25 protein-coding genes and 1 riboswitch are annotated in these 25,664 nt (G+C 67.6%); of the genes, 17 read left to right on the forward strand and 8 right to left on the reverse strand.

Features of this window, described 5'->3' with window-relative positions:
- Positions 1 to 17: 17 nt before the first annotated feature.
- Positions 18 to 284: a helix-turn-helix transcriptional regulator gene (locus J6U32_RS15485; protein ID WP_208791115.1), complete on the reverse strand. Its 267-nt coding sequence runs from the start codon at positions 282 to 284 to the stop codon at positions 18 to 20.
- 102 nt (positions 285 to 386) lie between these two features.
- On the opposite strand from J6U32_RS15485, the gene map reads away from it, so the two are divergent.
- The gene (gene map, locus J6U32_RS15490; protein WP_208791116.1) at positions 387 to 1,151 is read left to right on the forward strand and encodes a type I methionyl aminopeptidase; all 765 of its coding nucleotides are present in this window, start codon (positions 387 to 389) and stop codon (positions 1,149 to 1,151) included.
- A 30-nt stretch (positions 1,152 to 1,181) separates the two neighbouring features.
- On the opposite strand, the gene J6U32_RS27430 is transcribed toward map, so the two are convergent.
- Together J6U32_RS27430 and J6U32_RS27435 are read right to left on the reverse strand one after the other, a co-directional pair.
- Positions 1,182 to 1,373, reverse strand: a complete 192-nt coding sequence (locus J6U32_RS27430) for a hypothetical protein (protein ID WP_244332006.1) — start codon at positions 1,371 to 1,373, stop codon at positions 1,182 to 1,184.
- An 18-nt stretch (positions 1,374 to 1,391) separates the two neighbouring features.
- Positions 1,392 to 1,664 carry a hypothetical protein gene (locus tag J6U32_RS27435; RefSeq protein ID WP_244332008.1) on the reverse strand — a complete coding sequence of 91 codons (273 nt, stop codon included), beginning with the start codon at positions 1,662 to 1,664 and terminating at the stop codon, positions 1,392 to 1,394.
- 83 nt (positions 1,665 to 1,747) lie between these two features.
- Here J6U32_RS27435 and rpe point away from each other — a divergent pair, with 83 nt between their 5' ends.
- Both rpe and ribD read left to right on the forward strand, forming a co-directional pair.
- On the forward strand, positions 1,748 to 2,446 hold the full coding sequence (gene rpe / locus J6U32_RS15500) for a ribulose-phosphate 3-epimerase (protein ID WP_208791117.1): 699 nt from the start codon (positions 1,748 to 1,750) through the stop codon (positions 2,444 to 2,446).
- A 5-nt stretch (positions 2,447 to 2,451) separates the two neighbouring features.
- Positions 2,452 to 3,483, forward strand: a complete 1,032-nt coding sequence (ribD, locus tag J6U32_RS15505; protein ID WP_208791118.1) for a bifunctional diaminohydroxyphosphoribosylaminopyrimidine deaminase/5-amino-6-(5-phosphoribosylamino)uracil reductase RibD — start codon at positions 2,452 to 2,454, stop codon at positions 3,481 to 3,483.
- Here ribD and J6U32_RS15510 read toward each other — a convergent pair.
- On the reverse strand, positions 3,472 to 3,747 hold the full coding sequence (locus J6U32_RS15510) for a lipopolysaccharide assembly protein LapA domain-containing protein (RefSeq protein ID WP_208791119.1): 276 nt from the start codon (positions 3,745 to 3,747) through the stop codon (positions 3,472 to 3,474). The two genes, ribD and J6U32_RS15510, sit on opposite strands and share 12 nt — an antisense overlap.
- Positions 3,748 to 3,909: 162 nt before the next feature.
- Positions 3,910 to 4,064, forward strand: a riboswitch (FMN riboswitch).
- A gap of 51 nt (positions 4,065 to 4,115) precedes the next feature.
- Between J6U32_RS15510 and J6U32_RS15515 the strand changes: the two genes are divergently transcribed.
- The 14 genes from J6U32_RS15515 (at position 4,116) to ppc (ending at position 19,810) form a co-directional block, all read left to right on the forward strand.
- A complete protein-coding gene (locus J6U32_RS15515; protein WP_208791120.1) occupies positions 4,116 to 4,850 on the forward strand; it encodes a riboflavin synthase in 735 nt (244 codons plus the stop codon).
- Positions 4,850 to 6,199, forward strand: a complete 1,350-nt coding sequence (locus J6U32_RS15520; RefSeq protein ID WP_208791121.1) for a bifunctional 3,4-dihydroxy-2-butanone-4-phosphate synthase/GTP cyclohydrolase II — start codon at positions 4,850 to 4,852, stop codon at positions 6,197 to 6,199. Before J6U32_RS15515 ends, J6U32_RS15520 begins: the two co-directional genes overlap by 1 nt.
- A gap of 47 nt (positions 6,200 to 6,246) precedes the next feature.
- The gene (gene ribH / locus J6U32_RS15525) at positions 6,247 to 6,762 is read left to right on the forward strand and encodes a 6,7-dimethyl-8-ribityllumazine synthase (RefSeq protein WP_006370284.1); all 516 of its coding nucleotides are present in this window, start codon (positions 6,247 to 6,249) and stop codon (positions 6,760 to 6,762) included.
- On the forward strand, positions 6,759 to 7,244 hold the full coding sequence (locus tag J6U32_RS15530) for a PH domain-containing protein (protein ID WP_208791122.1): 486 nt from the start codon (positions 6,759 to 6,761) through the stop codon (positions 7,242 to 7,244). The genes ribH and J6U32_RS15530 overlap by 4 nt, the downstream gene beginning before the upstream one ends.
- 14 nt (positions 7,245 to 7,258) lie before the next feature.
- Entirely contained in the window at positions 7,259 to 8,134 is an 876-nt protein-coding gene (locus J6U32_RS15535) for an SAM-dependent methyltransferase (RefSeq protein ID WP_208791123.1), read from the forward strand.
- Positions 8,135 to 8,144: 10 nt separating this feature from the next.
- Positions 8,145 to 10,175 carry an excinuclease ABC subunit UvrC gene (uvrC, locus tag J6U32_RS15540; RefSeq protein ID WP_208791124.1) on the forward strand — a complete coding sequence of 677 codons (2,031 nt, stop codon included), beginning with the start codon at positions 8,145 to 8,147 and terminating at the stop codon, positions 10,173 to 10,175.
- Between the two features lie 20 nt (positions 10,176 to 10,195).
- Entirely contained in the window at positions 10,196 to 11,137 is a 942-nt protein-coding gene (gene rapZ, locus J6U32_RS15545) for an RNase adapter RapZ (protein ID WP_208791125.1), read from the forward strand.
- Positions 11,134 to 12,138, forward strand: coding sequence for a gluconeogenesis factor YvcK family protein (locus J6U32_RS15550; RefSeq protein ID WP_208791126.1), 1,005 nt, complete (start codon positions 11,134 to 11,136; stop codon positions 12,136 to 12,138). Before rapZ ends, J6U32_RS15550 begins: the two co-directional genes overlap by 4 nt.
- Positions 12,139 to 12,256: 118 nt before the next feature.
- Complete coding sequence (gene whiA / locus J6U32_RS15555) at positions 12,257 to 13,234, forward strand: DNA-binding protein WhiA (protein ID WP_208796155.1); 978 nt, start codon at positions 12,257 to 12,259, stop codon at positions 13,232 to 13,234.
- A gap of 183 nt (positions 13,235 to 13,417) precedes the next feature.
- Positions 13,418 to 14,434 carry a type I glyceraldehyde-3-phosphate dehydrogenase gene (gap, locus tag J6U32_RS15560; protein ID WP_014359939.1) on the forward strand — a complete coding sequence of 339 codons (1,017 nt, stop codon included), beginning with the start codon at positions 13,418 to 13,420 and terminating at the stop codon, positions 14,432 to 14,434.
- A gap of 45 nt (positions 14,435 to 14,479) precedes the next feature.
- Positions 14,480 to 15,691, forward strand: coding sequence for a phosphoglycerate kinase (locus tag J6U32_RS15565; RefSeq protein WP_208791127.1), 1,212 nt, complete (start codon positions 14,480 to 14,482; stop codon positions 15,689 to 15,691).
- Positions 15,688 to 16,479, forward strand: a complete 792-nt coding sequence (gene tpiA, locus J6U32_RS15570) for a triose-phosphate isomerase (protein WP_208791128.1) — start codon at positions 15,688 to 15,690, stop codon at positions 16,477 to 16,479. Before J6U32_RS15565 ends, tpiA begins: the two co-directional genes overlap by 4 nt.
- Before the next feature lie 124 nt (positions 16,480 to 16,603).
- Positions 16,604 to 16,843, forward strand: a complete 240-nt coding sequence (gene secG / locus J6U32_RS15575; RefSeq protein WP_006370296.1) for a preprotein translocase subunit SecG — start codon at positions 16,604 to 16,606, stop codon at positions 16,841 to 16,843.
- Positions 16,844 to 16,978: 135 nt separating this feature from the next.
- Positions 16,979 to 19,810: a phosphoenolpyruvate carboxylase gene (gene ppc, locus J6U32_RS15580; protein WP_208791129.1), complete on the forward strand. Its 2,832-nt coding sequence runs from the start codon at positions 16,979 to 16,981 to the stop codon at positions 19,808 to 19,810.
- 152 nt (positions 19,811 to 19,962) lie between these two features.
- Here ppc and J6U32_RS15585 read toward each other — a convergent pair whose 3' ends face one another.
- From J6U32_RS15585 to zwf, 4 genes are all read right to left on the reverse strand, one after another.
- Positions 19,963 to 21,564: an HNH endonuclease signature motif containing protein gene (locus J6U32_RS15585; protein ID WP_208791130.1), complete on the reverse strand. Its 1,602-nt coding sequence runs from the start codon at positions 21,562 to 21,564 to the stop codon at positions 19,963 to 19,965.
- 877 nt (positions 21,565 to 22,441) lie between these two features.
- The gene (pgl, locus tag J6U32_RS15590) at positions 22,442 to 23,185 is read right to left on the reverse strand and encodes a 6-phosphogluconolactonase (RefSeq protein ID WP_208791131.1); all 744 of its coding nucleotides are present in this window, start codon (positions 23,183 to 23,185) and stop codon (positions 22,442 to 22,444) included.
- On the reverse strand, positions 23,182 to 24,099 hold the full coding sequence (locus tag J6U32_RS15595; protein ID WP_208791132.1) for a glucose-6-phosphate dehydrogenase assembly protein OpcA: 918 nt from the start codon (positions 24,097 to 24,099) through the stop codon (positions 23,182 to 23,184). The genes pgl and J6U32_RS15595 overlap by 4 nt, the downstream gene beginning before the upstream one ends.
- A 22-nt stretch (positions 24,100 to 24,121) precedes the next feature.
- Positions 24,122 to 25,663, reverse strand: a complete 1,542-nt coding sequence (gene zwf, locus J6U32_RS15600; RefSeq protein WP_208791133.1) for a glucose-6-phosphate dehydrogenase — start codon at positions 25,661 to 25,663, stop codon at positions 24,122 to 24,124.
- Position 25,664 lies beyond the last annotated feature (1 nt).

Here is a 25,664-nt window from a genome sequence, read left to right on the forward strand (position 1 = left end):
GGAGCAGGCGGGACAGATCAGACGGCGACGTCCTCGGCCGTCGCCGACCGCCACACCTCGACGGCGTCGGTGACCGGCAGCCCGAGTGCGTCGCAGATGGCCACCACGGTGCCGAAGCTGGGAGTGGCGATCCGGCCCACCTCGATCTTGCGCAGTGTTTCCGGGGAGATACCCGCATCTCGCGCAATCGTTTCCGGGTCGCGTCCGGCGCGGGCGCCGCGGAGCAGAGCGCCGAGCCGGCGGCCGGCCGCGACTTGTTCGGGGGTCAATGGAACGCGCACCATGGCAGCCATCCTAGCCGGTATTACTGTACCGAACCATGATAGCCTCGATTGGTATAAAAATACCGGTGCGGTTCCCCCTGATGTGACCCGAAGTGGAGTGCAATGATCGAACTGAAGTCCCCGGCCGAGATCGACAAGATCGCGGTCACCAGCCGCTTCGTCGCCGAAGTTCTGCACGAGCTCGGCGGGCGGGCCCGGCCCGGCGTGAACCTGCTCGACCTCGAGGCGCACGCCCGTACGATGCTCGACGCGCGGGGTGCCCGGTCGTGCTACTGGGACTACGCGCCCTCGTTCGGTCGTGGCCCCTTCCGCAACGTGATCTGCCTGTCGGTGAATGACGCTGTGCTCCATGGTCTTCCACACGACCGCGTCCTCACCGACGGGGACGTGTTGACCATGGACCTCGCGGTGTCGATCGACGGATGGGTCGCCGATGCGGCGGTGACCACCCAGGTCGGCACCGCCGACGACGAGGTGAGCGCGCTCATCGATTCGACGCGCCGTGCGCTGGCCGCGGGAATCGAGAAAGCGGTGCCGAAGGGCCGTCTCGGTGACATCTCCGCTGCCATCGGCGCGGTCGCGCACGCCGACGGCTACCGCGTGAACACCGACTTCGGCGGACACGGCCTGGGACGAACCATGCACGAGGATCCGCACATCGCCAACACCGGGCGCGCCGGCCGCGGCATGCGACTCAAGGCGGGGATGGTGCTCGCCCTCGAACCGTGGTGGGGTCTGGGTACCGACGAACTCGTCGTCGACCCCGACGGATGGACCCTGCGTCTGGCCGACGGACGCGTCGGAGCCCACACCGAACACACCGTGGCGATCACCGACGACGGACCACGCATCCTCACCGTGGTGTGACCGATCCGGGGTCGTGACCGATCGGGGGAGTCACCGGTCCGGCACCAGGGTGCCCTGGTGATACAGCGCCACCCAGTGCCCACCGTCGTCGTGCTCACCGTCGTCGCGCTCACTGTCGTCGTGCCCACCCTCGTGGCGCCAGATGGTCGCCCGGCGCGACACCCGATCGTCCTGGTGCAGCGTGTAGGTGACCAGATGGGTGTCGGGGGCGATGCTGCGCACCGCGAAATCCTCGACGCGCTAAGTCTCTTCGCGGTCGGTGGAGGCTGTGGTGGAGGAGGCGGTGGCATGACGTCGGAGGAGTACCGACCACACGTACTCGCGGTCGTAGCGGCTGCCCGAGGCACCGACCTCCGAGAAGTCCACATCGGTCATCCGGTCGAATTCGGCGCGGGAGAAGCCGCGCTCCCAGCGGTGGAAGATCGGTTCGCGCCGCCACAGGGCCTCGGCGGCTCCACCGATGTCTACGCCCGGGAACCCGCCGATGCCGTTGCTCGAGACCTCACCGTCCATGGTGTCGAGTGTCGCACCGGCGGTGATCGACCGGCGCCAAACCCGACTTCGTCGGTGCCGGTCGGCCGCGTAAGTTGTCTGCCATGAGTTCCCCGATTGCCCCGATGATCGCCCCGTCGATCCTCTCGGCCGACTTCGCCAACCTCGCCGCCGAGGCCGACGCGGTCTCCGGACCGGGACCCTCGCGCGCCGACTGGTTGCACGTGGACGTGATGGACGCCCACTTCGTCCCCAATCTCACCCTCGGGCTGCCGGTCGTGGAGAGCCTGCTCAAGGCCACCGACATCCCGCTCGACTGTCACCTGATGATCGACGATCCCGGTCGCTGGGCCCCGCCGTACGCCGAGGCCGGTGCCTACAACGTCACCTTCCACGCCGAGGCGACCGACGACCCGATCGCCGTCGCCAAGGACATCCGGGCCGCGGGCGGAAAAGCCGGCCTCGCCCTCAAGCCGGGCACCCCGCTCGAGCCGTACCTGGAGATCCTGCGTGACTTCGACACCCTGCTCGTGATGAGCGTCGAACCGGGTTTCGGCGGCCAGAAGTTCATGCCCGAGGTACTCGACAAGGTGCGCGAGATCCGCACGATCGTCGACGCCGGTGAGTTGCGGCTGCTCGTGGAGATCGACGGGGGCATCCACGACGGGACGATCGCGGAGGCCGCCGAGGCCGGCGTCGATTGCTTCGTCGCCGGGTCCGCGGTCTACGGTCCCGCCGACGCCGGTGCCGCCGTCGCGGCGTTGCGTGAGAAGGCAACGGCCGCACGGGCTCACGCACACTGACGTCCATGATCCCCGACGAGGCGGTCCTGATCGCCGCGATGCGTGAGGCCGTCGCCGAGTCGCGGGCGGCACTCGGTGGGGTCTCGCCGAATCCGGCGGTCGGCGCCGTGTTGCTGATGCCGGACGGTACCGAGATCGCGCGCGGTCACACCCAGCCGCCGGGCGGTGCGCACGCCGAGATCGAGGCGCTGCGCCGCGCCGGGGATGCGGCGCGAGGCGCGACCGCGGTGGTCACCCTCGAGCCGTGCAATCACACCGGACGCACCGGTCCGTGCGCACAGGCGCTGATCGAGGCGGGTGTGGCCCGGGTGGTCTACGCTGTCGGGGATCCCAATCCGACCGCGGCGGGTGGCGCGGAGCGGCTGCGCGCGGCGGGGATCGAGGTGATCGCCGGCGTCGGTGCCCTCGACGCGCGGTCGGGGCCGTTGCGCGGCTGGCTGTTTCGCCAACGGTTCGGACGTCCGCTGGTCACCGCGAAGGTCGCGTCCACCCTCGACGGCCGCACCGCCGCACCGGACGGCACGAGCCAGTGGATCACCGGGCCGCAGGCGCGTGCCCGGGCGCATCGGCAGCGCGCCGAACTCGACGCGATCATCGTCGGCACCGGGACCGTCGTCGCCGACGACCCCGCGCTGACCGCGCGGCTGCCCGACGGCACGCTGCACGCACACCAACCCATCCGGGTTGCCATGGGAGAGCGCGAGATTCCCGACGATGCCCGGATTCGTGACAGCACGGTGGGCGGTTTCCGGCATGTCCGCACCCATGATCCGGTCGAGGTGCTCGCGGCGCTGCACGAGGCGACATGGGTGCTGGTGGAGGGCGGTCCGGGGATCATCGGAGCGTTCCTCGACGCGGACTTGGTCGACGAGGTCGACAGCTATGTGGCGCCGAAGATCCTGGGCGCCGGGCCGTCGGCGGTCGAACGGACCGCGACGATCACGCTCGCCGACGCGACCGAACTACATCTGGCCGGCGTCGAACAACTCGGTGACGACGTCCTGATCCGGAGTGTGTCCGACCGGTTACTGCCGTGAGAGCTTGCGGGCGCCGTTGCGGCCCAGAATCCAGCCCGCGAGCAGGCCGCCGAGCGCGACGATGGTGAGGATCAGCCACTGCCACGAGCTGATGGAGAACATCAGGAAGCGCACCTGCACGTGCTGGGTGTTCTGGGCGATGAAGATGATCGCGACGATCACCAGGATCAGCGGGAGCCAAAAGCGTTTCAGGAGTCCGAGGACCATGTCGCCGGGTGTTCTGGCTGCGGGTCCGGCGGACGTCCGCGTCGACTTGTCGGCCATGCTGGCGTCGCCTTTCGCCTTCTACCGGGTCCGAGAATCGGACTCGGGTGTGGTGAATCCTAGCGCAGCGGCGCTCGCCGCCGGGCGGCAATGGGACTCGCCTCCCCGCGTAAGTGGACCGCCGTACTGGTTGGGTCCGCGACCTCGTGCTAGCGTCGATACGTACGTTCTCGGGGCGGGGTGAAACTCCCCACCGGCGGTGATGGTGTGGCACAGGCGACACCGAGCCCGCGAGCGCCCGTCCACCCGGACGGGGACAGCAGATTCCGGTGTGAATCCGGAGCCGACGGTCATAGTCCGGATGCGAGAGAACAAGACGGCCCTACACCGTCCTGTCTGCTCCGAGCGAGCTCGACAGGAGGTAGAAGGTGTTCACAGGCATCGTCGAGGAGCTGGGCACCATCGTCGGGCGAGATGATCTCGCCGACGCGGCCCGACTCACCATTCGTGGCCCACGGGTCACCTCCGACGCCGGCTTCGGCGATTCGATCGCGGTCAACGGCGTGTGTCTGACGGTCGTCGAGTTCGACGACCAGCAGTTCACGGTGGATGTGATGGCCGAAACCCTCCGCCGCAGTTCGCTTGATCGACTCGGACCGGGCAGCTCGGTCAACCTCGAACGCGCCATGCGCGCCGACGGCCGGTTCGGCGGTCACATCGTGCAGGGGCACGTGGACGGCACCGGCACCGTCGTGGCGATCACCCCCTCCCAGAATTGGACGGTCGTACGCATCGGCGTCGATCCGCGTCTGAGTCGCTATCTCGTGGAGAAGGGCTCGATCACCGTTGACGGTGTCTCGCTGACCGTCTCGGCGATCGGCGCCGGGAGCGAAGCGAGCGGGCCGGGTGATATCGGCGCCGGGAGCGAAGCGAGCGGGCCGGGTGACATCGGCGCCGGGAGCGACGGCGACTGGTTCGAGATCTCGTTGATCCCCACCACTTTGCAGGAGACCAACCTGGGGTCGGCGTCGGTCGGCGCGGTGGTCAATCTCGAGATCGACGTCCTCGCCAAATACGTCGAACGACTCCAGGCGACCCGCGCCGAGACGACCCGAACCCCGAAAACGTCCGGCGCGACGTCCGGCACAGCAGAGGTGAAGTGATGAGCGAGACCGTCAGCGACGAGACCGTGAATGAATCGGCAAGTGCGGCAGTGCATCTGGATACCGTCGAGCGGGCGATCGCCGACATCGCGGCCGGCCGGGCCGTCGTGGTGGTCGACGACGAGGATCGCGAGAACGAGGGCGATCTGATCTTCGCCGCGGAAAAGGCCACCCCCGAGCTCGTGGCGTTCATGGTGCGCTACACCTCGGGATACCTGTGTGTGCCGCTGGCCGGTGACGACTGTGATCGGCTGGGACTCCCGCCGATGTATTCGATGAACCAGGACAAGCACGGCACCGCCTACACGGTCACCGTCGACGCGCGGGAGGGCATCGGCACCGGGATCAGCGCCTCGGATCGGGCGACGACGATGCGGTTGCTCGCCGACCCGGCGAGCACCGCCGGGGATTTCACCCGTCCGGGCCATGTGGTTCCGTTGCGCGCCAAGGAGGGTGGCGTGCTGCGCCGGCCCGGGCACACCGAGGCGGCCGTGGATCTCGCCCGGCTGGCCGGTCTCGCGCCGGCGGGCGTGATCTGTGAGGTGGTGTCGCAGAAGGACGTCGGGTCGATGGCCCAGACCGACGAGCTGCGCATCTTCGCCGACGAGCACGATCTCGCGTTGATCTCGATCGCCGACCTGATCGCGTGGCGACGCCGTCACGAGAAGCATGTGGTCCGCGTCGCCGATGCCCGCATCCCCACCCGGCACGGGGATTTCCGCGCCGTCGGATACACCAGCATCCACGACGACGTCGAGCACGTGGCACTGGTGATGGGTGATCTCGCCGGAGCCGACGGCAGCGGCAGTGATGTGCTGGTGCGGGTGCATTCCGAATGCCTCACCGGCGACGTCTTCGGTTCGTTGCGCTGCGATTGCGGTCCGCAGCTCGATGCCGCGATGGAGATGGTCGCCGCCGAGGGACGCGGTGTGGTGCTCTACATGCGCGGCCACGAGGGGCGCGGCATCGGTCTGCTGCACAAGTTGCAGGCCTACCAGTTGCAGGACGCGGGGTCGGACACCGTCGATGCGAATCTGCAGCTCGGTCTGCCCGCCGATTCCCGCGACTACGGTCTGGGCGCCCAGATCCTCGTCGACCTCGGGGTCACCTCGATGCGCCTGCTCACCAACAATCCGGCCAAGCGGGTGGGACTCGACGGGTACGGGTTGCATATCGTGGAGCGCGTGCCGATGCCGGTGCGGGCGAACAAGGAGAATCTGCGGTATCTACGGACCAAGCGTGACCGGATGGGTCACGACCTCGACGGTCTGGAGAACTGGGACGGTCCGGACAACTGGGATCCGCACGGCACACTGGATTCGGCGGCCGGAGACAGCGGACCGGCATGAGCAGCTCACCGGCACGAGCTGCGGATCTGTGAGAGCGGAGGACCTCTATGAGCGGACACGGTGAACCCACCCTCGAGTTGGGGGATGCGGGCAAACTGCGCCTGGCGATCGTCTCGTCGCAGTGGCACGCGACGATCTGTCGGGCACTGCTCGACGGTGCGGTGCGGGCCGCGGCCGAGCACGGGGTCGACGATCCGACCATCGTTCAGGTGGCCGGCGCCATCGAACTGCCGGTGATCGTGCAGGCGTTGGCGCGTACCCACGATGCGGTGGTCGCGCTCGGCGTGGTCATCAAGGGGGAGACCCCGCACTTCGACTACGTCTGTGACGCGGTCACCGCGGGCCTGACCCGGGTGTCGCTGGACGAGTCGACCCCGGTGGGAAACGGGGTGCTCACCACGTTCACCGAGGAGCAGGCCCTGGATCGGGCCGGATTGCCGGAGTCCAAGGAGGACAAGGGCGCTCAGGCCACGACGGCGGCGCTGGCCTCGGCCCTGACCCTGCGCGCGCTGAGTCGCGGCGAGGCCTATCCCGGGTCGGTGACGACGGCCGCGGCGTCGTGAGCGAGGCGCGACCGGAGTCCGCGGTGTCCGATGCGTCGACGTCCGAGTGGGACATGGAGTACCGGTCGCGGCGCCTTCGGCTGATCGGCATCGTCGCCGCGACGGTGGTGGTGGTCATCCACGTCACCTTCGGTCTGCTGCTGACCATCTCCAACACCGGTCCGGACAACATCGGGTGGTCCGATCAGGCCGCGCTCATCTGTATCGGCCTCGTCGAGGCGTGCGCCATCATGTTGCTCGCCCGGCCCCGCCTGCGGGTCGGCGCGCGGGGGGTGTCGGTGCGCAATCTGGCCACCGAGCGGCTCTTCGACTGGGATCAGGTACGTGGACTGAACTACCCGGACAAGGGTTTCGGCGGTCAGCTCGAGCTTCCCGCCGACGAGCACGTCCCGGTGCTGGCGATCCAGGCCGGTGACGGTGCCCGCGCGATCGAGGCGATGGAACGCTACCGGGAGATCGAGCAGCTCTACCGTCGCGGCTGAGTGGGGGACGCGCGATGATCGATCTCGACGCCATGGGGCAGACCGCACTCGGGGTGGCCTATGTCCGCGCCTACGAGTCGCTGCGTCGTGATGCGCTGTTCACCGACCCGTTGGCCGTTGCATTGTTCGAATCCGCCGTCATCGATCCCGACGGCACCCTGCGGCCGATGCCGCCGGTCACCGACGCCGCGGGCCGCGAACGTCGCGGCATGTACCACTGGATCGTCGCCCGCACCCTGTTCCTCGACGACCTGTTCGGATCGGCCGCGCGCGACGGGATCGAGCAGTTCGTCATCCTGGGGTCCGGACTCGACGCGCGGGCCTTCCGACTGGACCTGGGGCCCGCGGCGGTGGTCTACGAGCTGGACCGCCCGCCGGTGGTCGAGGTCAAGGAAGCTCTCGTCGCCGAGCACGGGTTGCTCGCCACCACCGGACGCCGGGTCGTACAGGCGGATCTGATCACCGACTGGTTGCCCACCCTGATCGAGGCCGGTCTGCGCACCGACGAGCCGACATGCTGGCTCGCCGAAGGACTCCTGGTCTATCTGGAACCGGAGATCGCGCGGCGGGTGATCGACACCATCGGGGCGGCGTCGGCACCCGGATCACGGGTCGGCGTCACGGTCCGCTCCACCCGTCGCGCGAGTACCGATGGCCCCTTCGCGCAGGTGGCCGCGCTCTGGCACGAGGATCCGGGCATCGCCGGGCGCTTCGCCGACACCGGATGGACGTGTGAGCTCACCGACACCGTCTCGGTGCTCGCCGCGGCGGGGCGAGCCATCGATGCCGAGCTCGCGGGGCCGGGGACCGTCGACGACGGTTCGCCACGGCCGTCGGCGAGTCTGCTCGCCGGCCGGTACGCATCCCGATCCGTCGGCCGCGCCGACTAGCCTGGAACACGTGGCCGACCCGAGTACCTACCGTCCCCCGCCCGGGACGATCCCCACCGATCCGGGGGTCTACAAGTTCCGTGATTCCCACGGCCGCGTCATCTATGTGGGCAAGGCCAAGAACCTGCGCTCGCGTCTGACGTCGTACTTCGCCGACATCGCCTCGCTGCATCCGCGTACTCGTCAGATGGTGACCACCGCGGCGTCGGTGGAGTGGACGGTCGTCGGCACCGAGGTCGAGGCGCTGCAGCTGGAATACAACTGGATCAAGGAGTTCGATCCCCGGTTCAACGTCCGTTATCGCGATGACAAGAGTTACCCGATGCTGGCGGTCACCCTCAACGAGGAGTATCCGCGGCTGTTCGTCTATCGCGGGCCGCGGCGTCGTGGCGTGCGCTATTTCGGTCCGTATTCGCACGCGTGGGCCATCCGGGAGACCGTCGACCTGCTGACCCGGGTGTTCCCGGCCCGTACCTGCTCGGCCGGGGTGTTCAAGCGGCACGGGCAGATCGACCGGCCGTGTCTACTCGGCTACATCGACAAGTGTTCGGCGCCGTGCATCGGCCGGGTCAGCGCCATCGAACACCGCGAGATCGTCAACGATTTCTGTGACTTCCTGGCCGGCCGTACCGACCAGATGATCAAGCGTCTCGAGCGTGAGATGGCCTCGGCCGCAGAAGCACTCGACTTCGAACGGGCGGCGCGTCTGCGTGACGACGTGGGGGCGATGCGGCGCGCGTTGGAGAAGCAGGCGGTGGTCCTCGGCGACGGCACCGACGCCGATGTCATCGCGATGGTCGGCGACGAACTCGAGGTGTCGGTGCAGATCTTCCACGTCCGTGACGGACGGGTGCGCGGTGAGCGCGGGTGGGTCGTGGAGAAATCCGACGACGACGACATCGGCGAGCAGGTCGGGCAGTTCCTCACACAGTTCTACGGCGCCCAGGCCGATCTCGACGCGACCGTCGAGGTCGGCGAGGACCGCGAACGCGGTGAGTCGGTGCCGCGTGAGGTCCTCGTCCCCGCGCTTCCCGCCGAGCACGAGGAACTGACCGAGTTCCTGTCCGATCTGCGCGGCAGCCGCGTCAGTCTGCGGGTCCCGCAGCGCGGCGACAAGAAGGCGTTGTTCGAGACGGTCGCCCGCAACGCCGGAGAAGCGTTGACGCAGCACAAGTTACGCCGTGCCGGTGACCTGACGACGCGGTCGGCGGCGCTGACCGAGTTGCAGGAGGGCCTCGGACTCGACCAGGCCCCGCTGCGGATAGAGTGCGTCGACATCTCGCACGTGCAGGGCACCGACGTGGTGGCCTCGCTCGTCGTCTTCGAGGACGGCTTGCCCCGCAAGTCCGATTATCGGCACTATTCGATCCGCGAGGCGGCCGGCGACGGCCGCTCCGACGACGTCGGCTCGATCGCCGAGGTGACCCGCCGACGTTTCCTGCGCCATCGTGCCGATCAGGCCGACGGCGTCGCCGCCCAGGTGGCGGCGCAGGTGGCCGCCGACCCCGACTCCAAGAAGACGCGACGATTCGCCTATCCGCCGAATCTGTTCGTCGTCGACGGTGGTGCGCCGCAGGTGCATGCCGCGGCGACCGTTCTCGACGAGCTCGGCGTCACCGACGTGGCGGTGATCGGTCTGGCCAAGCGACTCGAGGAGATCTGGGTGCCCGGTGATGACGAACCGGTGATCCTGCCCCGCTCCAGCGAGGCGCTGTTCCTGCTGCAGCGGGTGCGCGACGAGGCGCACCGTTTCGCGATCACCTTCCACCGCAGCAAACGCAGCAAACGCATGACCGAGTCGGTACTCGACGGCGTTCCCGGGCTCGGACGCTCCCGGCGCACCGCGCTGGTCACCCACTTCGGCTCCGTCGCCAAGTTGCGGGAGGCCACCGTCGACGACATCGCCGCGGTCCCGGGCATCGGCCCGGGGACCGCCCGGGTGGTGCACGACGCGCTGGCCGCCGACACGCCACAGGTCACCGGCGATTCGGTGGCCGGACCGGCCGAGACCCCTCACGATGTGACGGCGGGATGGACATGAGCACGAGCGGAGGCACGGACATGACCGACAGCGATCCCGCGCACGGGGCACCGGGACGAGGCGCCTCCGGTGTGAGCACCGACGGACTCGTCGTCCTGTTCGTCGCGGGCATGTCCGGCGCCGGCCGCTCCACGGTCGCCAACGTGCTCGAGGACGACGGGTGGTACGTCGCCGACAACGTGCCGCCCGCGCTGATCTCGACGATGGTCGACCTCGTCGCCGACAGCGATCCGCCGATCCTGCGGCTGGCCATGGTGTTACGCGCGTCCGACGAGAACCTCGGCGAGCAATTGCGCACGCTGCGCGCACAACTCGCGGCCACCGGCACCCAGACGCGACTGCTGTTCCTCGACGCCAGCGATCAGGTGCTGGTCCGCCGCTTCGAGCAGGTCCGCCGTCGCCATCCGCTACAGGGCAGCGAAACCCTGGTCGAGGGGATCGCTCGGGAACGGGTGATCCTCGCGCCCCTCAAGGATTCCGCCGACCTCGTCGTGGAGACCTCGACGCTGACCGTCGCCAAACTGCGTGAGGTGGTGGAGGATTCGTATCCGCACGACGCGAGTTCGCGGCTCAGCGTCGCCGTGCAGTCCTTCGGATTCAAGTACGGGCTACCGATCGACTCCGATCTCGTCGCCGATGTCCGCTTCTTGCCGAATCCATATTGGGTGGCCGATCTGCGGGAACTCAACGGTCGCGACGCGCCGGTGCGGGAGTATGTCCTCGGCCAGGACGACGCCGGGCGCTTCGTCGATCTCTACACCGAACTGATCGGTGTCGTCGGCAAGGGCTATCTGCGAGAAGGCAAGCGCTACATGACCGTCAGCATCGGATGCACCGGCGGCAAGCACCGCAGCGTCGCGATCTCCGAGGAGTTGGCGCGTCGCCTGCGCGTCGCGGCCGACGAGGCGGGCGCCGCGCGTTACGACGTGCGGGTCATGCACCGGGATCTGGGGCGCGAATGAGTGCCATGCGAATCGCCGCGCTCGGCGGCGGCCACGGTTTGTATGCGACGCTCACCGCGATGCGCTATCTGAGCCCGCACGTGACGGCTGTCGTGACCGTCGCCGACGACGGCGGGTCGTCGGGCCGGTTGCGTTCGGAACTCGGGGTGATCCCACCGGGTGATCTGCGAATGGCGATGGCGGCGTTGATGTGTGCGCCCGCAGCCCTCGACGGTCTGGCCGGTCGTCCCGACCCGGAGGCCGACCGGCGGCACCATGAGTTGTGGGCGGAGACCTTGCAACACCGGTTCGGTGGCTACGGTGCGCTCGCCGGACATCCGGTGGGCAACCTGCTGCTGGCCGGGCTGACCGAGGTCCTCGGCGACCCGGTGGCCGCCCTCGACGAGATGATGCGTGTGTTCGACGTCGACGGCCGGGTGCTGCCGATGTCGTCGGTCCCGTTGGAGATCGAGGCCGACGTCTCCGGGCTGGAATCCGATCCGCGTATCTCTCGGGTCATCCGCGGTCAGGTGGCCGTGGCGACCACCCCCGGTAAGGTGCGTCGGGTGCGGCTCCTGCCCTCGGAGCCCCCGGTGTGTGAGCCGGTGATCACCGCCATCGACGAGGCCGATCTCGTGGTCCTCGGTCCGGGCTCGTGGTTCTCCAGTGTCATCCCGCACGTCCTGGTGCCCGACCTGCTGGAGGCGTTGCAGCGCAGCACTTCTCGCAAGGTGCTGATCGTGAACCTGGCGCCGGAGCCGGGGGAGACCCCGGGGTTCTCGGTGGAGCGGCACCTGCATGTGCTGCACGCCCACGCCGACACGTTCGCGATCGATCATGTGGTGGTCGACGAGTCATCGGTACCCGCCGGACGAGAGCGCGATCACCTCGAGCGGGCCGCCGGGATGTTCGGCGCGACCCTGGAGATCGGCGACCTCGCCGTTCCCGGGCGCCACGTCCACGACCCGGCGAAAGTGGCCGGCCTGATCAAGCAACTGTGTTCGCGTGAACCGACCCGTTAGGCTGGCTCAACGTGGTTGCGCGGGCAGGGGAGGCCAGGGCGCGCCCTGGGAATGCAGACATGGGGTCCGCGGATGACAGGAGGACCCGGCGATGACAGGAGGACAGGGACCGGTGGCGATGACCGCGGCGGTGAAGGACGAATTGAGTCGGCTCGCCGTGACGCAGGTGAGTCCGCGCAAGGCCGAGGTGTCGGCGCTTCTGCGGTTCGCGGGAGGCCTGCACATCGTGGCCGGACGCGTGATCGTCGAGGCCGAGGTCGACATGGGCAACGTGGCGCGACGTCTGCGCCGGGAGATCCACGACCTGTACGGATACACCTCCGAGGTCCATGTCCTGCGCGGCGGCGGACTGCGCAAGTCGGCGCGCTACATCGTGCGGGTCACCGCCGACGGTGAGGGCCTCGCCCGGCAGACCGGCCTGCTCGATCTGCGCGGCCGACCCGTCCGCGGGCTGCCCGCGCAGGTCGTCGGCGGCAGTGTCGCCGACGCCGAGGCCGCCTGGCGCGGTGCGTTCCTGGCGCACGGGTCACTGACCGAGCCCGGCCGGTCCTCGGCGCTGGAGGTCAGCTGCCCCGGTCCGGAGTCGGCGCTGGCACTCGTCGGGGCGGCCCGGCGACTGGGGGTGTCGGCGAAGGCCCGCGAGGTGCGCGGCGCCGACCGCGTCGTCATCCGCGACGGTGAGGCGATCGGCGCACTGCTGACACGGATGGGCGCACACGACACGCGCCTGGTCTGGGAGGAACGCCGGATGCGCCGGGAGGTACGGGCGACGGCCAACCGCCTCGCCAATTTCGACGACGCGAACCTGCGACGCTCGGCGCGCGCCGCGGTCGCGGCCGCCGCCCGGGTGGAGCGCGCACTGGAGATCCTCGGCGACGAGGTCCCCGACCACCTCGCCGCAGCCGGGCATCTGCGCATCACCCACCGGCAGGCCTCGCTGGAGGAACTCGGCCAGCTCGCCGATCCACCGATGACCAAGGACGCCGTCGCCGGCCGGATCCGCCGACTGCTGTCGACCGCGGACAAGAAGGCGCATGCCGAGGGCATCCCCGACACCGAGTCGGCGGTCACCTCGGATCTGCTCGACGACGCCTGATCGACGGTTGCCGACCCGATCGTTCGGTCGGCGGTACGGGTGTGCCAGTGCACCCGTCGCGCTGCCCACGATCAGGCGTCCTACTAGGCTGGACCCGACGCCGGTTGGCCATGAGCCGATCGGCCACCAGGAGCGGTGCGGGCAGATGACCCCGTGCCGAGACAATTGCTAAGGAGCACACCAGTGACTGTTCGGGTAGGCGTCAACGGATTCGGCCGGATCGGCCGCAACTTCTTCCGCGCCGTCGAAGCACAAAAAGCATTGGGCACCACCGACATCGAGATCGTCGCCGTCAACGATCTGACCGACAACGCCACCCTGGCACACCTGCTGAAGTTCGATTCGATCCTGGGCCGCCTGCCGCAGGAGGTTTCCCTCGACGGCGATTTCATCGTCGTCGGCGACCAGCGCATCAAGGCCCTCGAGGTCAAGGAAGGCCCGGCGGCGCTGCCGTGGGGCGACCTCGGCGTCGACGTCGTCGTCGAATCCACCGGTATCTTCACCGCCGCGGAGAAGGCCAAGGGCCACCTCGACGCCGGCGCCAAGAAGGTCATCATCTCCGCACCGGCCTCCGGTGAGGACATCACCATCGTGATGGGTGTCAACGACGACAAGTACGACGGCAGCCAGAACATCATCTCCAACGCCTCGTGCACCACCAACTGCCTCGGCCCGTTCGCGAAGGTGCTCAACGACGAGTTCGGCATCGTCTCGGGTCTGATGACCACCGTGCACGCCTACACCCAGGACCAGAACCTGCAGGACGGCCCGCACAAGGATCTTCGTCGCGCCCGCGCCGCGGCCATCAACGTGGTGCCCACCTCGACCGGCGCGGCCAAGGCCATCGGCCTGGTCCTGCCCGAACTCAAGGGCAAGCTCGACGGTTACGCGCTGCGCGTGCCGATCCCGACCGGTTCGGTCACCGACCTCACCGCGATCCTGGAGAAGTCCGCGACCGCCGACGAGATCAACGCCGCGATGAAGGCCGCCGCCGAGGGTCCGCTCAAGGGCATCCTCAAGTACTACGACGCGCCGATCGTCTCCAGCGACATCGTCACCGACCCGCACAGCTCGCTGTTCGACGCCGGGCTGACCAAGGTCATCGGCAACCAGGTCAAGGCCGTCTCCTGGTACGACAACGAGTGGGGCTACTCCAACCGCCTCGTCGACCTGTCCGGCCTGGTCGGCAAGTCTCTCTGACCGACCGGTCGCTGACGAACCCAACCGTTACGGAGCAATGCTGCAATGGGTGTACCCACTCTGAAAGACCTTCTCGACGAAGGCGTTTCGGGTCGCGGTGTGTTGGTTCGATCGGATTTCAACGTCCCGCTCGACGGGTCGACGATCACCGATCCGGGCCGAATCCTCGCCTCCCTGCCGACGCTGAACGCGCTCATCGACGCCGGTGCCAAGGTGATCATCACCGCGCATCTGGGCCGCCCCAAGGGCGAGCCGGATCCGAAGTACTCACTGGCGCCGGTCGCCGAGCGTCTCGGCCAGGAGCTGGGCCGCAACGTCCAGCTCGCCGGTGATGTCGTCGGCTCCGACGCGCTCGCGCGTGCCGAGGGACTCACCGACGGTGATGTCCTGCTGCTGGAGAACGTGCGGTTCGATCCGCGCGAGACGTCCAAGGACGAGTCCGAGCGTGAGGCGCTGGCCAAGGCCTTCGTCGAACTCGTCGGTCCCGACGGCGCCTTCGTCTCCGACGGGTTCGGGGTGGTGCACCGCAAGCAGGCCTCGGTGTACGACGTCGCCAAGCTGCTCCCGCACTACGCGGGTGAGCTGGTGGCGGCCGAGGTCAAGGTGCTCTCGGCACTCACCGAGGACCCGGAGCGGCCCTACGCCGTGGTGTTGGGCGGCTCGAAGGTGTCCGACAAGCTCGGCGTGATCGAGGCGCTGGCACCGAAGGTCGACACGCTGGTCATCGGTGGCGGTATGGCATTCACGTTCCTGGCCGCCCAGGGTCATGGCGTGGGCACCTCGCTGCTCCAGGAAGACCAGATCGAGGTCTGCAAGGACCTGCTGGAGCGATTCGGCGACGTCATCCGGCTGCCTGCGGACGTGGTGGTGGCCGACAAGTTCGCCGCCGACGCGCAGTCGCAGACGGTCTCGGCCGACGCCATCCCCGACGGATGGATGGGTCTGGACATCGGACCGGAGTCGGTGCAGCGCTTCGCCGCCCTGCTCTCGGGTGCCAAGACGATCTTCTGGAACGGGCCGTCGGGCGTGTTCGAGTTCGAGAAGTTCGCCGCGGGCACCAAGGGCGTCGCCGAGGCGATCGCCGGCGCCACCAAGGCCGGTGCGTTCACCGTCGTGGGCGGCGGCGACTCCGCGGCCGCGGTCCGCACGCTCGGGCTGCCGGACGACGACTTCTCGCACATCTCGACCGGCGGCGGTGCGTCGTTGGAATACCTGGAGGGCAAGGAATTGCCGGGACTGAAGGTGCTGGAGTCATGAGCGGATCCCGCAAGCCCCTCATCGCGGGCAACTGGAAGATGAACCTCAATCATCTCGAGGCCATCGCCCTGGTGCAGAAGATCGCATTTGCCTTGCCCGCGAAGTACTTCGAGAAGGTCGACGTGACGGTGATCCCGCCGTTCACCGACATCCGCTCGGTGCAGACGGTCATCGACGGCGACAAGCTGCTGTTGACCTACGGTGCCCAGGATCTGTCGGCGCACGATTCCGGTGCCTATACCGGCGAGATCAGCGGCGCGTTCCTCGCCAAGCTCGGGTGCACCTTCGTCGTCGTCGGGCATTCGGAGCGACGCACGATGCACGCCGAGACCGACGAGGTGGTGCTCGCCAAGACCAAGGCGGCACTGAAGCACGGTCTGACGCCGATCGTCTGCATCGGTGAGGGACTCGACATCCGCGAGTCCGGGGAGCACGTCGCCTACAACGTCGCGCAGTTGAAGGGTTCGTTGGCGGGACTGTCGGCCGAGGACATCGCGAAGGTCGTCATCGCCTACGAGCCCGTCTGGGCGATCGGTACCGGTCGGGTGGCCAGTGCGGCCGACGCGCAGGAGGTCTGCGCGGCGGTGCGTGCCACGCTCGCCGAGATCGCCGATGCGTCGACCGCCGCCTCGGTGCGGGTGCTCTACGGCGGATCGGTGAACGCCAAGAACGTCGGCGACATCGTCGGGCAGACCGACGTCGACGGGGCACTGGTCGGCGGCGCCTCGCTGAAGGCCGACGAGTTCTCCACGTTGTCGGCGATCGCCGCGGGCGGCCCCCTGCCCTGAGCGCCCGTTCGGACGCGTACACTGGTCGAGCCGGTTGCATTCCTCGTGAAGTGACCGGCTCGACCATGTCGTCGGGCCCCTGGCCGGACGCGACTCGATTCCAACCGACAAGGATCTGCCTGACGTGCTCGAAACAGTTCTGGACATCGGCCTGATCATCACCAGTGTGCTGCTGGTGATCCTGGTTCTGCTGCACCGGGGTAAGGGCGGTGGCCTGTCGTCGCTCTTCGGTGGCGGTGTGCAATCGAGTCTGTCCGGCTCGAGCGTCGTCGAGCGCAACCTCGACCGGTTGACGATCTTCGTCGGGTTGGTATGGTTCATCTTCATCATCGGTATCGGCGTCGACATCAAGCTGTCCGCCTGACCTGACACGTTTTTCCCTCGACCCGATGCGGCCACGGCCGCATCGGGTCGTGTGCTTTCTGTGTACCGGACTTTCTGTGCACCCGAGATGCCCACCCGAGATGCCACCGTCACGCACAGCCGCAATACTGGGGCCATGACCTCTCCTTCGCGCGGTGCCCCGGACTGGCGTCCTTCCATCTCGATCGTCGACCACATCGTCGTCGACGACGAGGGCCGCACCCTCACCGAACCGCTTCGTGAGGACATCCGGTTACTCGGCGGCATCCTCGGTGACATGGTGCGCGAACATTCCGGGTCGGAGGTCTTCGACCTCGTCGAATCGGCGCGGGTCGCGGCATTCAAGATCAGGCGGGCCGAGATCGATCGCGACGAGCTGGCCGACCTCTTCGTCGATCTCGACATCGCGGTCGCCATGCCGATCATCCGTGCGTTCAGCAATTTCGCGCTGTTGGCCAACCTGGCCGAGGACATCCACCGTGAACGCCGACGCATGATCCATGTGCGTGCCGGCGATCCGCCACAGGACAGCAGCCTGGACGCCACATACGCCAAACTGGCCGAGGCCGGTCTCGGTGATGACGAGGTGGGCGATGCGCTCGCCGACGCGACGGTGGTGCCGGTGATCACGGCCCATCCCACGGAGACCCGTCGGCGGTCGGTGTTCGAGGCGCAGAACCGGATCACCGAACTGATGCGATACCGGTCGCGGACCGAGCTGACCCCCGCCGAGGAGGCCGCGGTCACCGAGGGAATCCGGAGGCAGATCCTGACGCTGTGGCAGACCGCGTTGATCCGCCTCGAGCGGCTGACCATCCAGGACGAGATCCGTTCGGGTCTGCGCTATTACGACGCGTCGTTCTTCGAGATCGTGCCCAAGATCAACACCTCGGTGCGGGCCGCATTGCGGTCGGCGTATCCGAACGCGGGCCTGGCCGACGAGCCGATGCTGCGGATGGGTTCGTGGATCGGCGGTGACCGCGACGGCAACCCGTTTGTCACGGACGAGATCGTGGAGATGGCAACGACTCTCGCGGCGCGCACCGCGATCGGCAATCATTTGTCGGAGCTCGAGGCGCTCGCGCAGGAACTGAGCATGTCGACCCGACTGATGACGACCTCCGACGCGGTCTACGAACTAGCCGGGGTGCCCCGCGAGGACGCGGCCGCCGACGAGCCGTTCCGTCTGGCGTTGCGCCACATTCGTTCTCGGTTGGTGGCCACCGCGACCGGGCTGTTCGGTGAGGAGGTGATGAAGACCTCGGATCTGTTCCTGCTCGACGGTGCCGACGCCTACTCGACCGCCGACGAACTGCTCGCCGACCTCGACGTCATCGATTCCGGACTCCGCGCCGCCAACGACGACATCATCGCCGACGACAGGCTACTGCGGCTGCGGGAGTCGGTGCGCACCTTCGGTTTCCACCTGTCCGGGCTGGACATGCGGCAGAACTCCGACATGCACGAGGACGTCATCGCCGAACTGCTGGCGTGGGCCGGCGTGCACCCGGACTACCGATCGCTGGACGAGGCCGAGCGGGTCGAGATCCTGACGAGTGAACTCGCCGCCCGGCGCCCGCTCACCCGGCCCGATGCCGAGTTGTCCGAGTTGGCAACCAAGGAACTCAACATCGTCCGTGCGGCCGCCGCTGCGGTGGCGCGGTTCGGACCGCAGTCGGTGCCCAACTACATCATCAGCATGTGTACCTCGGTCAGCGACATGCTCGAGCCCATGATCCTGCTGAAAGAAGCCGGGCTGATCGACATCGACGGCGACACCGGGAAACTCACCTCGACGGTTCGGATCGTCCCACTGTTCGAGACCATCGAGGATCTGCAGCAGGGCGCCGAAACCCTGTTGGCCGCCTTGGACATCCCGCTGTACCGCGACCTCGTCGACGGGCAGTCGGGCATGCAGGAGGTCATGCTCGGCTATTCCGATTCCAACAAGGACGGCGGCTACATGGCCGCGAACTGGGCGCTCTATCGCGGTGAACTCGATCTGGTCGAGGCCGCGGCCAAGGCCGGAATCCGGTTGCGGCTCTTCCACGGTCGTGGTGGCACCGTCGGCCGTGGTGGGGGACCGAGCTACGACGCCATCCTGGCCCAGCCGCCGGGGGCGGTCCAAGGGTCGCTGCGCATCACCGAGCAAGGTGAGATCATCGCCGCGAAGTATGCCGAACCCGTCAGCGCGGAACGCAATCTGGAGACGTTGCTCGCTGCGACCATCGAGTCGTCGCTGCTCGACGTCGAGGGGCTCGGAGATGTATCCGAGGACGCCTACACCACTCTCGATGAGATCGCGGCGCTGGCCCGTTCGGCCTACAGCGCATTGGTGCACGAGACACCGGGGTTCGTGGAGTACTTCACGACGTCGACGCCGCTGTCGGAGATCGGCGCACTCAACATCGGCAGCCGTCCTGCGTCGCGTAAGCAGACCGAGAAGATCTCCGATCTGCGGGCAATCCCGTGGGTGCTGTCGTGGACACAATCCCGGGTGATGCTGCCGGGTTGGTACGGCACCGGCGCCGCGTTCGAGCAGTGGGTCGGCGACGACCCCGATCGTCTGGCCACCCTGCAGCGGTACTACGAGAAGTGGCCGTTCTTCCGCACAGTCATGTCCAACATGGCGCAGGTGCTCGCCAAGTCGGACATGGGGCTCGCACATCGGTACGCCCAGCTCGTCCCCGATGAGCAGTTGCGCGACACCGTCTTCGGGATGATCGTCGACGAGCACGAACGCACCATCGCGATGTATTCGAAGATCACCGGCACCAACGATCTGCTCGCCGACAACGCGGCGCTCAAACGGTCGGTGTACAACCGCTTCCCGTACCTCGAGCCGCTGAATCTGCTGCAGGTCGAGCTTCTGCGTCGCTTCCGCGCCGGTGACGATTCAGCCCGAATCCGCCGCGGTATCCAGCTGACGATGAACGGTTTGGCGACCGCACTGCGCAACAGCGGATAGGTCCTCGGTCGAGGTGCTTTCCCTGGTGGTCGAAGTGCCTTCCCCCGATGGTCGAGGTGCTTTTTCCTGGTGGTCGAGGTGCGACGAGCGCAAGCGAGGAGCCTCGAGACCCGGTGAGCCACAGCTGGTTCCACCCCACAGCAAACACCCCGTCACCGCGGGAAAGTAACGATGACCTGGCCCGTCCGTCGACTCCGCCACTCCACCCGCCGATCGGTGTACAACGTCGGTACCCACTCCGCGAGATGCTTCCGCTGGTGATCGGCCCGACACAACGGGATCAGATCACCAAGCACCGTCCACCCTCCGGCCTCGGGGTCGGCATGGTTGAAGGGTCGCCAGTGATCAAGGTCGCACAGGTGCGACGGCATCCCGCAGTACGGGTATCGGCACCAGGCATCGTTGCCCAACACCTCAGCGCGCAACGCAGCGCTGGGTGCATACGTCAATGCCCGAGAGGGTGGCACGGTGTGACCACCGTGTCCGGTCGGATCCGCGGGCGGTGCTTGCGGTCGGTCGGAGACCTGCGGGATCAACGGCCCAGCAGTACGGGCAGATTCTGGGTAGTGGATTGTTTTCGCTATCTCGGCGAGGGTGGTGGCGTAGTCGGGGTCGATGGACCCGTACCCCTGTAACCGGGGCACCAGCACACCGTCGGGGTCAGTGACCACTGTCAGTACGGGTGCGCCGGGTACCACCAGGGCCCGTCCGAACGCCACCGGCAGCTCATCCGGCGTCGGCTCATCCAGGGGGTCGGGGACCTCGGGTTCGACGACCGGCTCCACCAACTCAACCAACTCGACTTCGGGAGCATCGGCGTCGGCGGGTTCGGGTAGCAGGTCGTCCCACGCTTGTGCGTCTGCAGCGTCGGCGGGTGTTTCCGCCGACTCGTCGCGGGCAGCACCGCCTTTCGCGCAATTCGCTTGTCCGCATTCGCAGGTGAGGTGGGCTCCGGGGACGCCGGTGATCTCCCCGAGTGCGATCACCCGCAGTGACCCGACGCGACGCGGGTCCTTACGGCAGGTGCGTTCATCGATGAGGGCATTGATCTGGGTTGTGAGGAACACCCCGTAATGCGCGGGCACCACCGCATCCAGAGTGGAGTGTCCAGCGACGTCGGGGGTGATGGTCACGTTTCCCACCAGATCGGTGATGGTGTCGCGGTCCTCGATCACGCTGTCGGGGTTCATCGAGATCAGCGCAGCGTCGAGTTGTTGGGATAGCACCGGGTCGGTGGTGGCCCGGGACCCGTAATCCAGGACGATCTCCTCGAACGTCATCTCCTTGTTGTCACCGGACTCGTCACCGTCGGTGCTGTCGGTGCTGTCGGTGTCGGTGGCGTCGATGTCTCCGCCACGTTGGGCGGCGCGCGCCATGATCGAGGCCCGATTCGTCGAGAGTTCCCCGTTCAGGTAGGCGGCACGGATGAGTGGGAACTTCTCCAACAGGTCCGCCAGTGCTATCCAGTTGCCGGCTTTGCTGCGGGAGACCTTGAACTGCAACGACACTTCGGCGCGGCCGAGTCTCTCGGCATGTTCGATCACCGACCCCCACACACCGGTCTCGGGTCGACCGGCGAGATGCTCACGAAACACCCGCTCCGCCAGCGTGGCAGCGGCCAGGACTGTCCGGGCCTCGTACTTGCGCGATTGACGCAACAACTCCGGGCCGGTCTCGGTGAGCTCATCCCGTGGCATGGCTGCGATTGCGGCAGCATCGGCATCCGGATCGGTGAACGTCAACACACTCGACACCCGAATAGCCCCCTCCCGCGATCGGTGATCCAACCTATGGGCACAAGTGTACGAAGGGGTACCGACAAAACCGGCGCGGCGATCGCGCGGCTCGAGAAATCTGTGGACAAGTCGTCGAGTGGGTAGTGGATGTGGTTGCGATGCTTGTCATCTTGCCAGGGTCTCGAGGCTCGCCGCACGCGGCTCACACCTCGACCACCGGGAAGGAACGGTCAAGCATCGGGAGATCCGTTCCGATGGTCGAGGTTGGTCGAGGTGCCGAGGAGCGATAGCGACGAGCCTCGAGACCCCGCTCGCCGACAGGCGTCCGCACCACCCGCCGAGCTGGAACCAGCTTCGCTGCAAGCGGTCTCGAGGCTCGCCGCACGCGGCTCGCACCTCGACCATCGGGGGGCGGGTCGACCATCGGTCAGGAAGCGGCGGTCGCTCGTTCCGATGGTCGAGGTGCCGAGGAGCGCCAGCGACGAGCCTCGAGACCCCGCTCGCCGACAGGTGTCCGCACCACCCGTCGAGCCGAACCAGCACCGGCGCAGGCGGTCTCGAGGCTCGCTGCACGCGGCTGGCACCTCGACCACCGGGGGGAAGGGAGCGAGCGTCGGGTGACGGAAGCGCTCGACCATCGGGGGGAAGGGGCAAGCTTCGGTCAGGGAATGCGCCGTCGTTCTACTCAGGACCTTCCATCCGATGGTCGAGGTGCCGAGGAGCGCCAGCGACGAGCCTCGAGACCCCGCTCGCCGACAGGTGTCCGCACCACCCGTCGAGCCGAACCAGCACCGGCGCAAGCGGTCTCGAGGTTCGCCGCATGCGGCTCGCACCTCGACCACCGGGGAAGGGGCGGACATCGGATGGCGTAAACGTCGCTCCAGCCCTGACGGGTTCAGGCGTCGGGGAGAGTGGAGGCCGCGGCGTGGTCGAGGAACCAGACGGTCTCCTCGGTGCCGTGGGCTCCGGCGCAGGGCCAGTCGGCAGGATCGGCGCCGGCGTGAGCTGCGGCGACCGCTTGGGCTTTGTCCTCACCGGCGACGAGAAACCACACAGCCTTGCTGCGGTTGACCACCGGCAGCGTGAGGGTGATCCGCCGCGGCGGTGGTTTGGGGGAGTCCTCCACGGCGACAACGGTCTTCTGCGTCTCGGCGGTGGCGGCAGTGTGCGGGAACAGGGAGTTGATGTGTCCCTCACCGCCCATGCCGAGCAGGTGGAGATCGAAATGCGGAGACATGTCGGCTCCCGCGTTCGCCAACAGCGTGGCGGCGTAATCGCCTGCCGCGGCGACGATGTCGTCGCCGAACTCCCCGTCCGACGGTGCCATCGGATGTACCCGAGCCGGATCGACCGGCACATGGTCGAGCAGCGCGTCCCGGGCCTGTCCGTAGTTGCGTTCCGGATCGTCGGTCGGGACGAATCGGTCGTCGCCCCAATAGATGTCGACCTTGGACCAGTCGATACCACCGCTGTCGGCGGCGAGGGACGCCAGAATCGCGATGCCGTTGCTACCGCCGGTCAGCACCACCGACGCAACCCCGCGTGCGCGCTGTGCGGCACCGATCAGATCGACGAACCGCCGCGCGGCGGTGTCGACCAGGGTCTGCTTGTCGTCGAAAACCAGTGTCTCGGTGGTCATGCCGGTTGTCCTTGCTGGCTGAGTTCGACGGCGCCACGAAGTGCCTGCTCGAAGACCTCGTCGGTGTCGAGGCGGCGCAGCTCCTCGGCGAGATACACGGGTAGATCACGGTTGGTCATGGCGACCCGACCATCGGGCTTGCCGGGCACCGAGATCACCGCGTTGCCGTTCTGATCGATCGACAGGACCGTAGCGCCGTGGTCGCGCAGCAGGCGGACCTCGAAACTCCCGATCGACCGCGTGGTGGGTACGCCGAGCGCCGAATACAGCCATCCCGCAAGCAATTCGATGCCCGGCGACTGGGCCGGCCCGGTGACCACCACCGACTGGATCGGTGTGTGCGGCGGGCGATCGATCGCCGACGCGAGCAGCGCACGCCAATGGGTGATCTGGGTCCACGCGAGATCGGAGTCGCCGGGGGAGTAGGTCGCCAGCCTGCGCTCGAGAACACTCTCGGGATGAGCGGACTTGCTGGCGTCGAGGATGCGTCGGCGACCGATCCGGCCCATCGGGTCGGCGGACGGATCCTCCGGTGCCGCGCCCGGCCACCAGACCACGATCGGGCAGTCCGGCAGCAGGAACGGCGTCACGACGCTGTGCGGCTGATCGGCGAGTGGCCCGGACATCGACAGGATCACCACCTCCGATGCGCCCGCGTCACCGCCCACCCTGATCTGCGCGTTGAGCAGCGACTCGCCCTTTCGGGAGCCGCACGCCAGCACGATGACCCGGCTGGGGTGTTCGCTGCTGGCGCCGATTGCCGCTTCCACGGCCGCCTCGGTGGGTTCGCCGTGTTCGGCCACCACGACGAGGGTCAGCACGCGGCCGAGGCTGATCGCACCACCGGACTCGCGGATCTCGACTATCTTCTTGGCGACGTCGTTGGTCGAGGTCTCGGGCATCTCGATGATCATCGGGGTCCTCTCACATCGGTCGTCACGGTCGGCGCCACGCGCGGCCGGTCCGGGCCATCATGTCGTCAGCCGACTTCGGGCCCCACGTCCCGGCTTCGTACGTGTCGGGCTTACCCGACTCCGCCCAGTTCTCGAGGACGGGATCGAGGATCTCCCAAGCCAATTCGACCTCGTCGTTCACCGGGAACAACGACGGCTCACCGAGTAGCACGTCGAGGATGAGGCGTTCGTAGGCCTCCGGTGATGCCTCGGTGAAGGCCGTGCCGTAGCTGAAGTCCATGTTGACGTCGCGGACCTCCATGCTCGACGCCGGCACCTTGGACCCGAAACGCAGTGTGATGCCCTCGTCGGGCTGCACCCGGATCACCAGTGCATTCTGCGACAGCTCCTCGGTCATGGTCTTGTCGAACGGTAGGTGCGGCGCCCGCTTGAAGACCAAGGCGATCTCGGTCACCCGGCGGCCCAACCGCTTTCCGGTCCGCAGGTAGAACGGCACACCGGCCCAGCGACGCGAGTCGACCTCCAGGGCGATCGCCGCATAGGTCTCGGTGGTCGAGTCGGCCGCGAAGCCCTCCTCGTCCTTCAAGCCGGGGACCTTCTCGCTGCCCTGCCAGCCCGGGCCGTATTGACCGCGGGCGGTGTTCTCCTCGATCGGCAGGATGTTGCGGGTCGCCGACAGTACCTTGATCTTCTCGGCCTGTAATTGCTTGGGCTCGAAGGAGATCGGCTCCTCCATGGCCACCAGTGCCATCAGCTGCAGCAGGTGGTTCTGGATGACGTCGCGGGCCGCGCCGATCCCGTCGTAGTAGCCGGCGCGTCCACCGAGGCCGATGTCCTCGGCCATGGTGATCTGCACGTGGTCGACGTAGTGCGAACTCCACAACGGATCGAACAGCTGATTGGCGAACCGCAACGCCAGGATGTTCTGGACCGTCTCCTTGCCCAGATAGTGGTCGATGCGGAACACCGACGACTCCGGGAAGACGGCGTTCACAATGCCGTTGAGCTCTTTCGCCGACTGCAGATCATGGCCGAACGGCTTCTCGATGACCACCCGACGCCAGTGGTCATCGCGTTCGTCGGCCAGACCGCTGCGCTGCAACTGCTCACACACCGTCGGGAAGGCCTTCGGCGGAATCGACAGGTAGAACGCATGATTGCCGTCGGTTCCGCGCTTGTTGTCGAGATCGGCCAGCGTCGACTTGAGCCGGGCGAACGCCTTGTCGTCGTCGAACGACCCCTGCACGAAGCGGAATCCCTCGGCGAGCCGCTCCCAGACCTCCTCACGGAACCCGGTGCGGGCATGCTGACGGACCGCGTCGTGCACCACCGTCGCGAAATCCTCGTCGTCCCAATCACGCCGGGCGAAGCCGACGAGAGCGAACGACGGTGGCAGCAAACCACGATTGGCCAGGTCGTAGACCGCGGGCATCAACTTCTTGCGCGCGAGATCACCGGTCACGCCGAAGATGATCAGACTGCACGGGCCGGCGATGCGCGGCAGCCGCTTGTCACGTGGATCCCGAAGTGGGTTACGCCATTTCGCGGAACCGCCGGTAGGCACG

The sequence above is a fragment of the Gordonia polyisoprenivorans genome, from assembly GCF_017654315.1.
Classification (GTDB): Bacteria; Actinomycetota; Actinomycetes; order Mycobacteriales; family Mycobacteriaceae; genus Gordonia; species Gordonia polyisoprenivorans_A.

What these genes read in the sequence shown, in the direction of transcription:
- J6U32_RS15485 (WP_208791115.1), bottom strand. Translation starts at nt 284, where the DNA reads ATGGTGCGCGTTCCATTGACCCCCGAACAAGTCGCGGCCGGCCGCCGG.
- whiA (WP_208796155.1), top strand. Translation starts at nt 12,257, where the DNA reads ATGACCGCGGCGGTGAAGGACGAATTGAGTCGGCTCGCCGTGACGCAG.
- J6U32_RS15565 (WP_208791127.1), top strand. Translation starts at nt 14,480, where the DNA reads ATGGGTGTACCCACTCTGAAAGACCTTCTCGACGAAGGCGTTTCGGGT.
- J6U32_RS15550 (WP_208791126.1), top strand. Translation starts at nt 11,134, where the DNA reads ATGAGTGCCATGCGAATCGCCGCGCTCGGCGGCGGCCACGGTTTGTAT.
- rapZ (WP_208791125.1), top strand. Translation starts at nt 10,196, where the DNA reads ATGACCGACAGCGATCCCGCGCACGGGGCACCGGGACGAGGCGCCTCC.
- map (WP_208791116.1), top strand. Translation starts at nt 387, where the DNA reads ATGATCGAACTGAAGTCCCCGGCCGAGATCGACAAGATCGCGGTCACC.
- ppc (WP_208791129.1), top strand. Translation starts at nt 16,979, where the DNA reads ATGACCTCTCCTTCGCGCGGTGCCCCGGACTGGCGTCCTTCCATCTCG.
- J6U32_RS15510 (WP_208791119.1), bottom strand. Translation starts at nt 3,747, where the DNA reads ATGGCCGACAAGTCGACGCGGACGTCCGCCGGACCCGCAGCCAGAACA.
- pgl (WP_208791131.1), bottom strand. Translation starts at nt 23,185, where the DNA reads ATGACCACCGAGACACTGGTTTTCGACGACAAGCAGACCCTGGTCGAC.
- J6U32_RS27435 (WP_244332008.1), bottom strand. Translation starts at nt 1,664, where the DNA reads ATGGACGGTGAGGTCTCGAGCAACGGCATCGGCGGGTTCCCGGGCGTA.
- ribD (WP_208791118.1), top strand. Translation starts at nt 2,452, where the DNA reads ATGATCCCCGACGAGGCGGTCCTGATCGCCGCGATGCGTGAGGCCGTC.
- rpe (WP_208791117.1), top strand. Translation starts at nt 1,748, where the DNA reads ATGAGTTCCCCGATTGCCCCGATGATCGCCCCGTCGATCCTCTCGGCC.
- ribH (WP_006370284.1), top strand. Translation starts at nt 6,247, where the DNA reads ATGAGCGGACACGGTGAACCCACCCTCGAGTTGGGGGATGCGGGCAAA.
- tpiA (WP_208791128.1), top strand. Translation starts at nt 15,688, where the DNA reads ATGAGCGGATCCCGCAAGCCCCTCATCGCGGGCAACTGGAAGATGAAC.
- J6U32_RS15595 (WP_208791132.1), bottom strand. Translation starts at nt 24,099, where the DNA reads ATGATCATCGAGATGCCCGAGACCTCGACCAACGACGTCGCCAAGAAG.
- J6U32_RS15535 (WP_208791123.1), top strand. Translation starts at nt 7,259, where the DNA reads ATGATCGATCTCGACGCCATGGGGCAGACCGCACTCGGGGTGGCCTAT.
- J6U32_RS15520 (WP_208791121.1), top strand. Translation starts at nt 4,850, where the DNA reads ATGAGCGAGACCGTCAGCGACGAGACCGTGAATGAATCGGCAAGTGCG.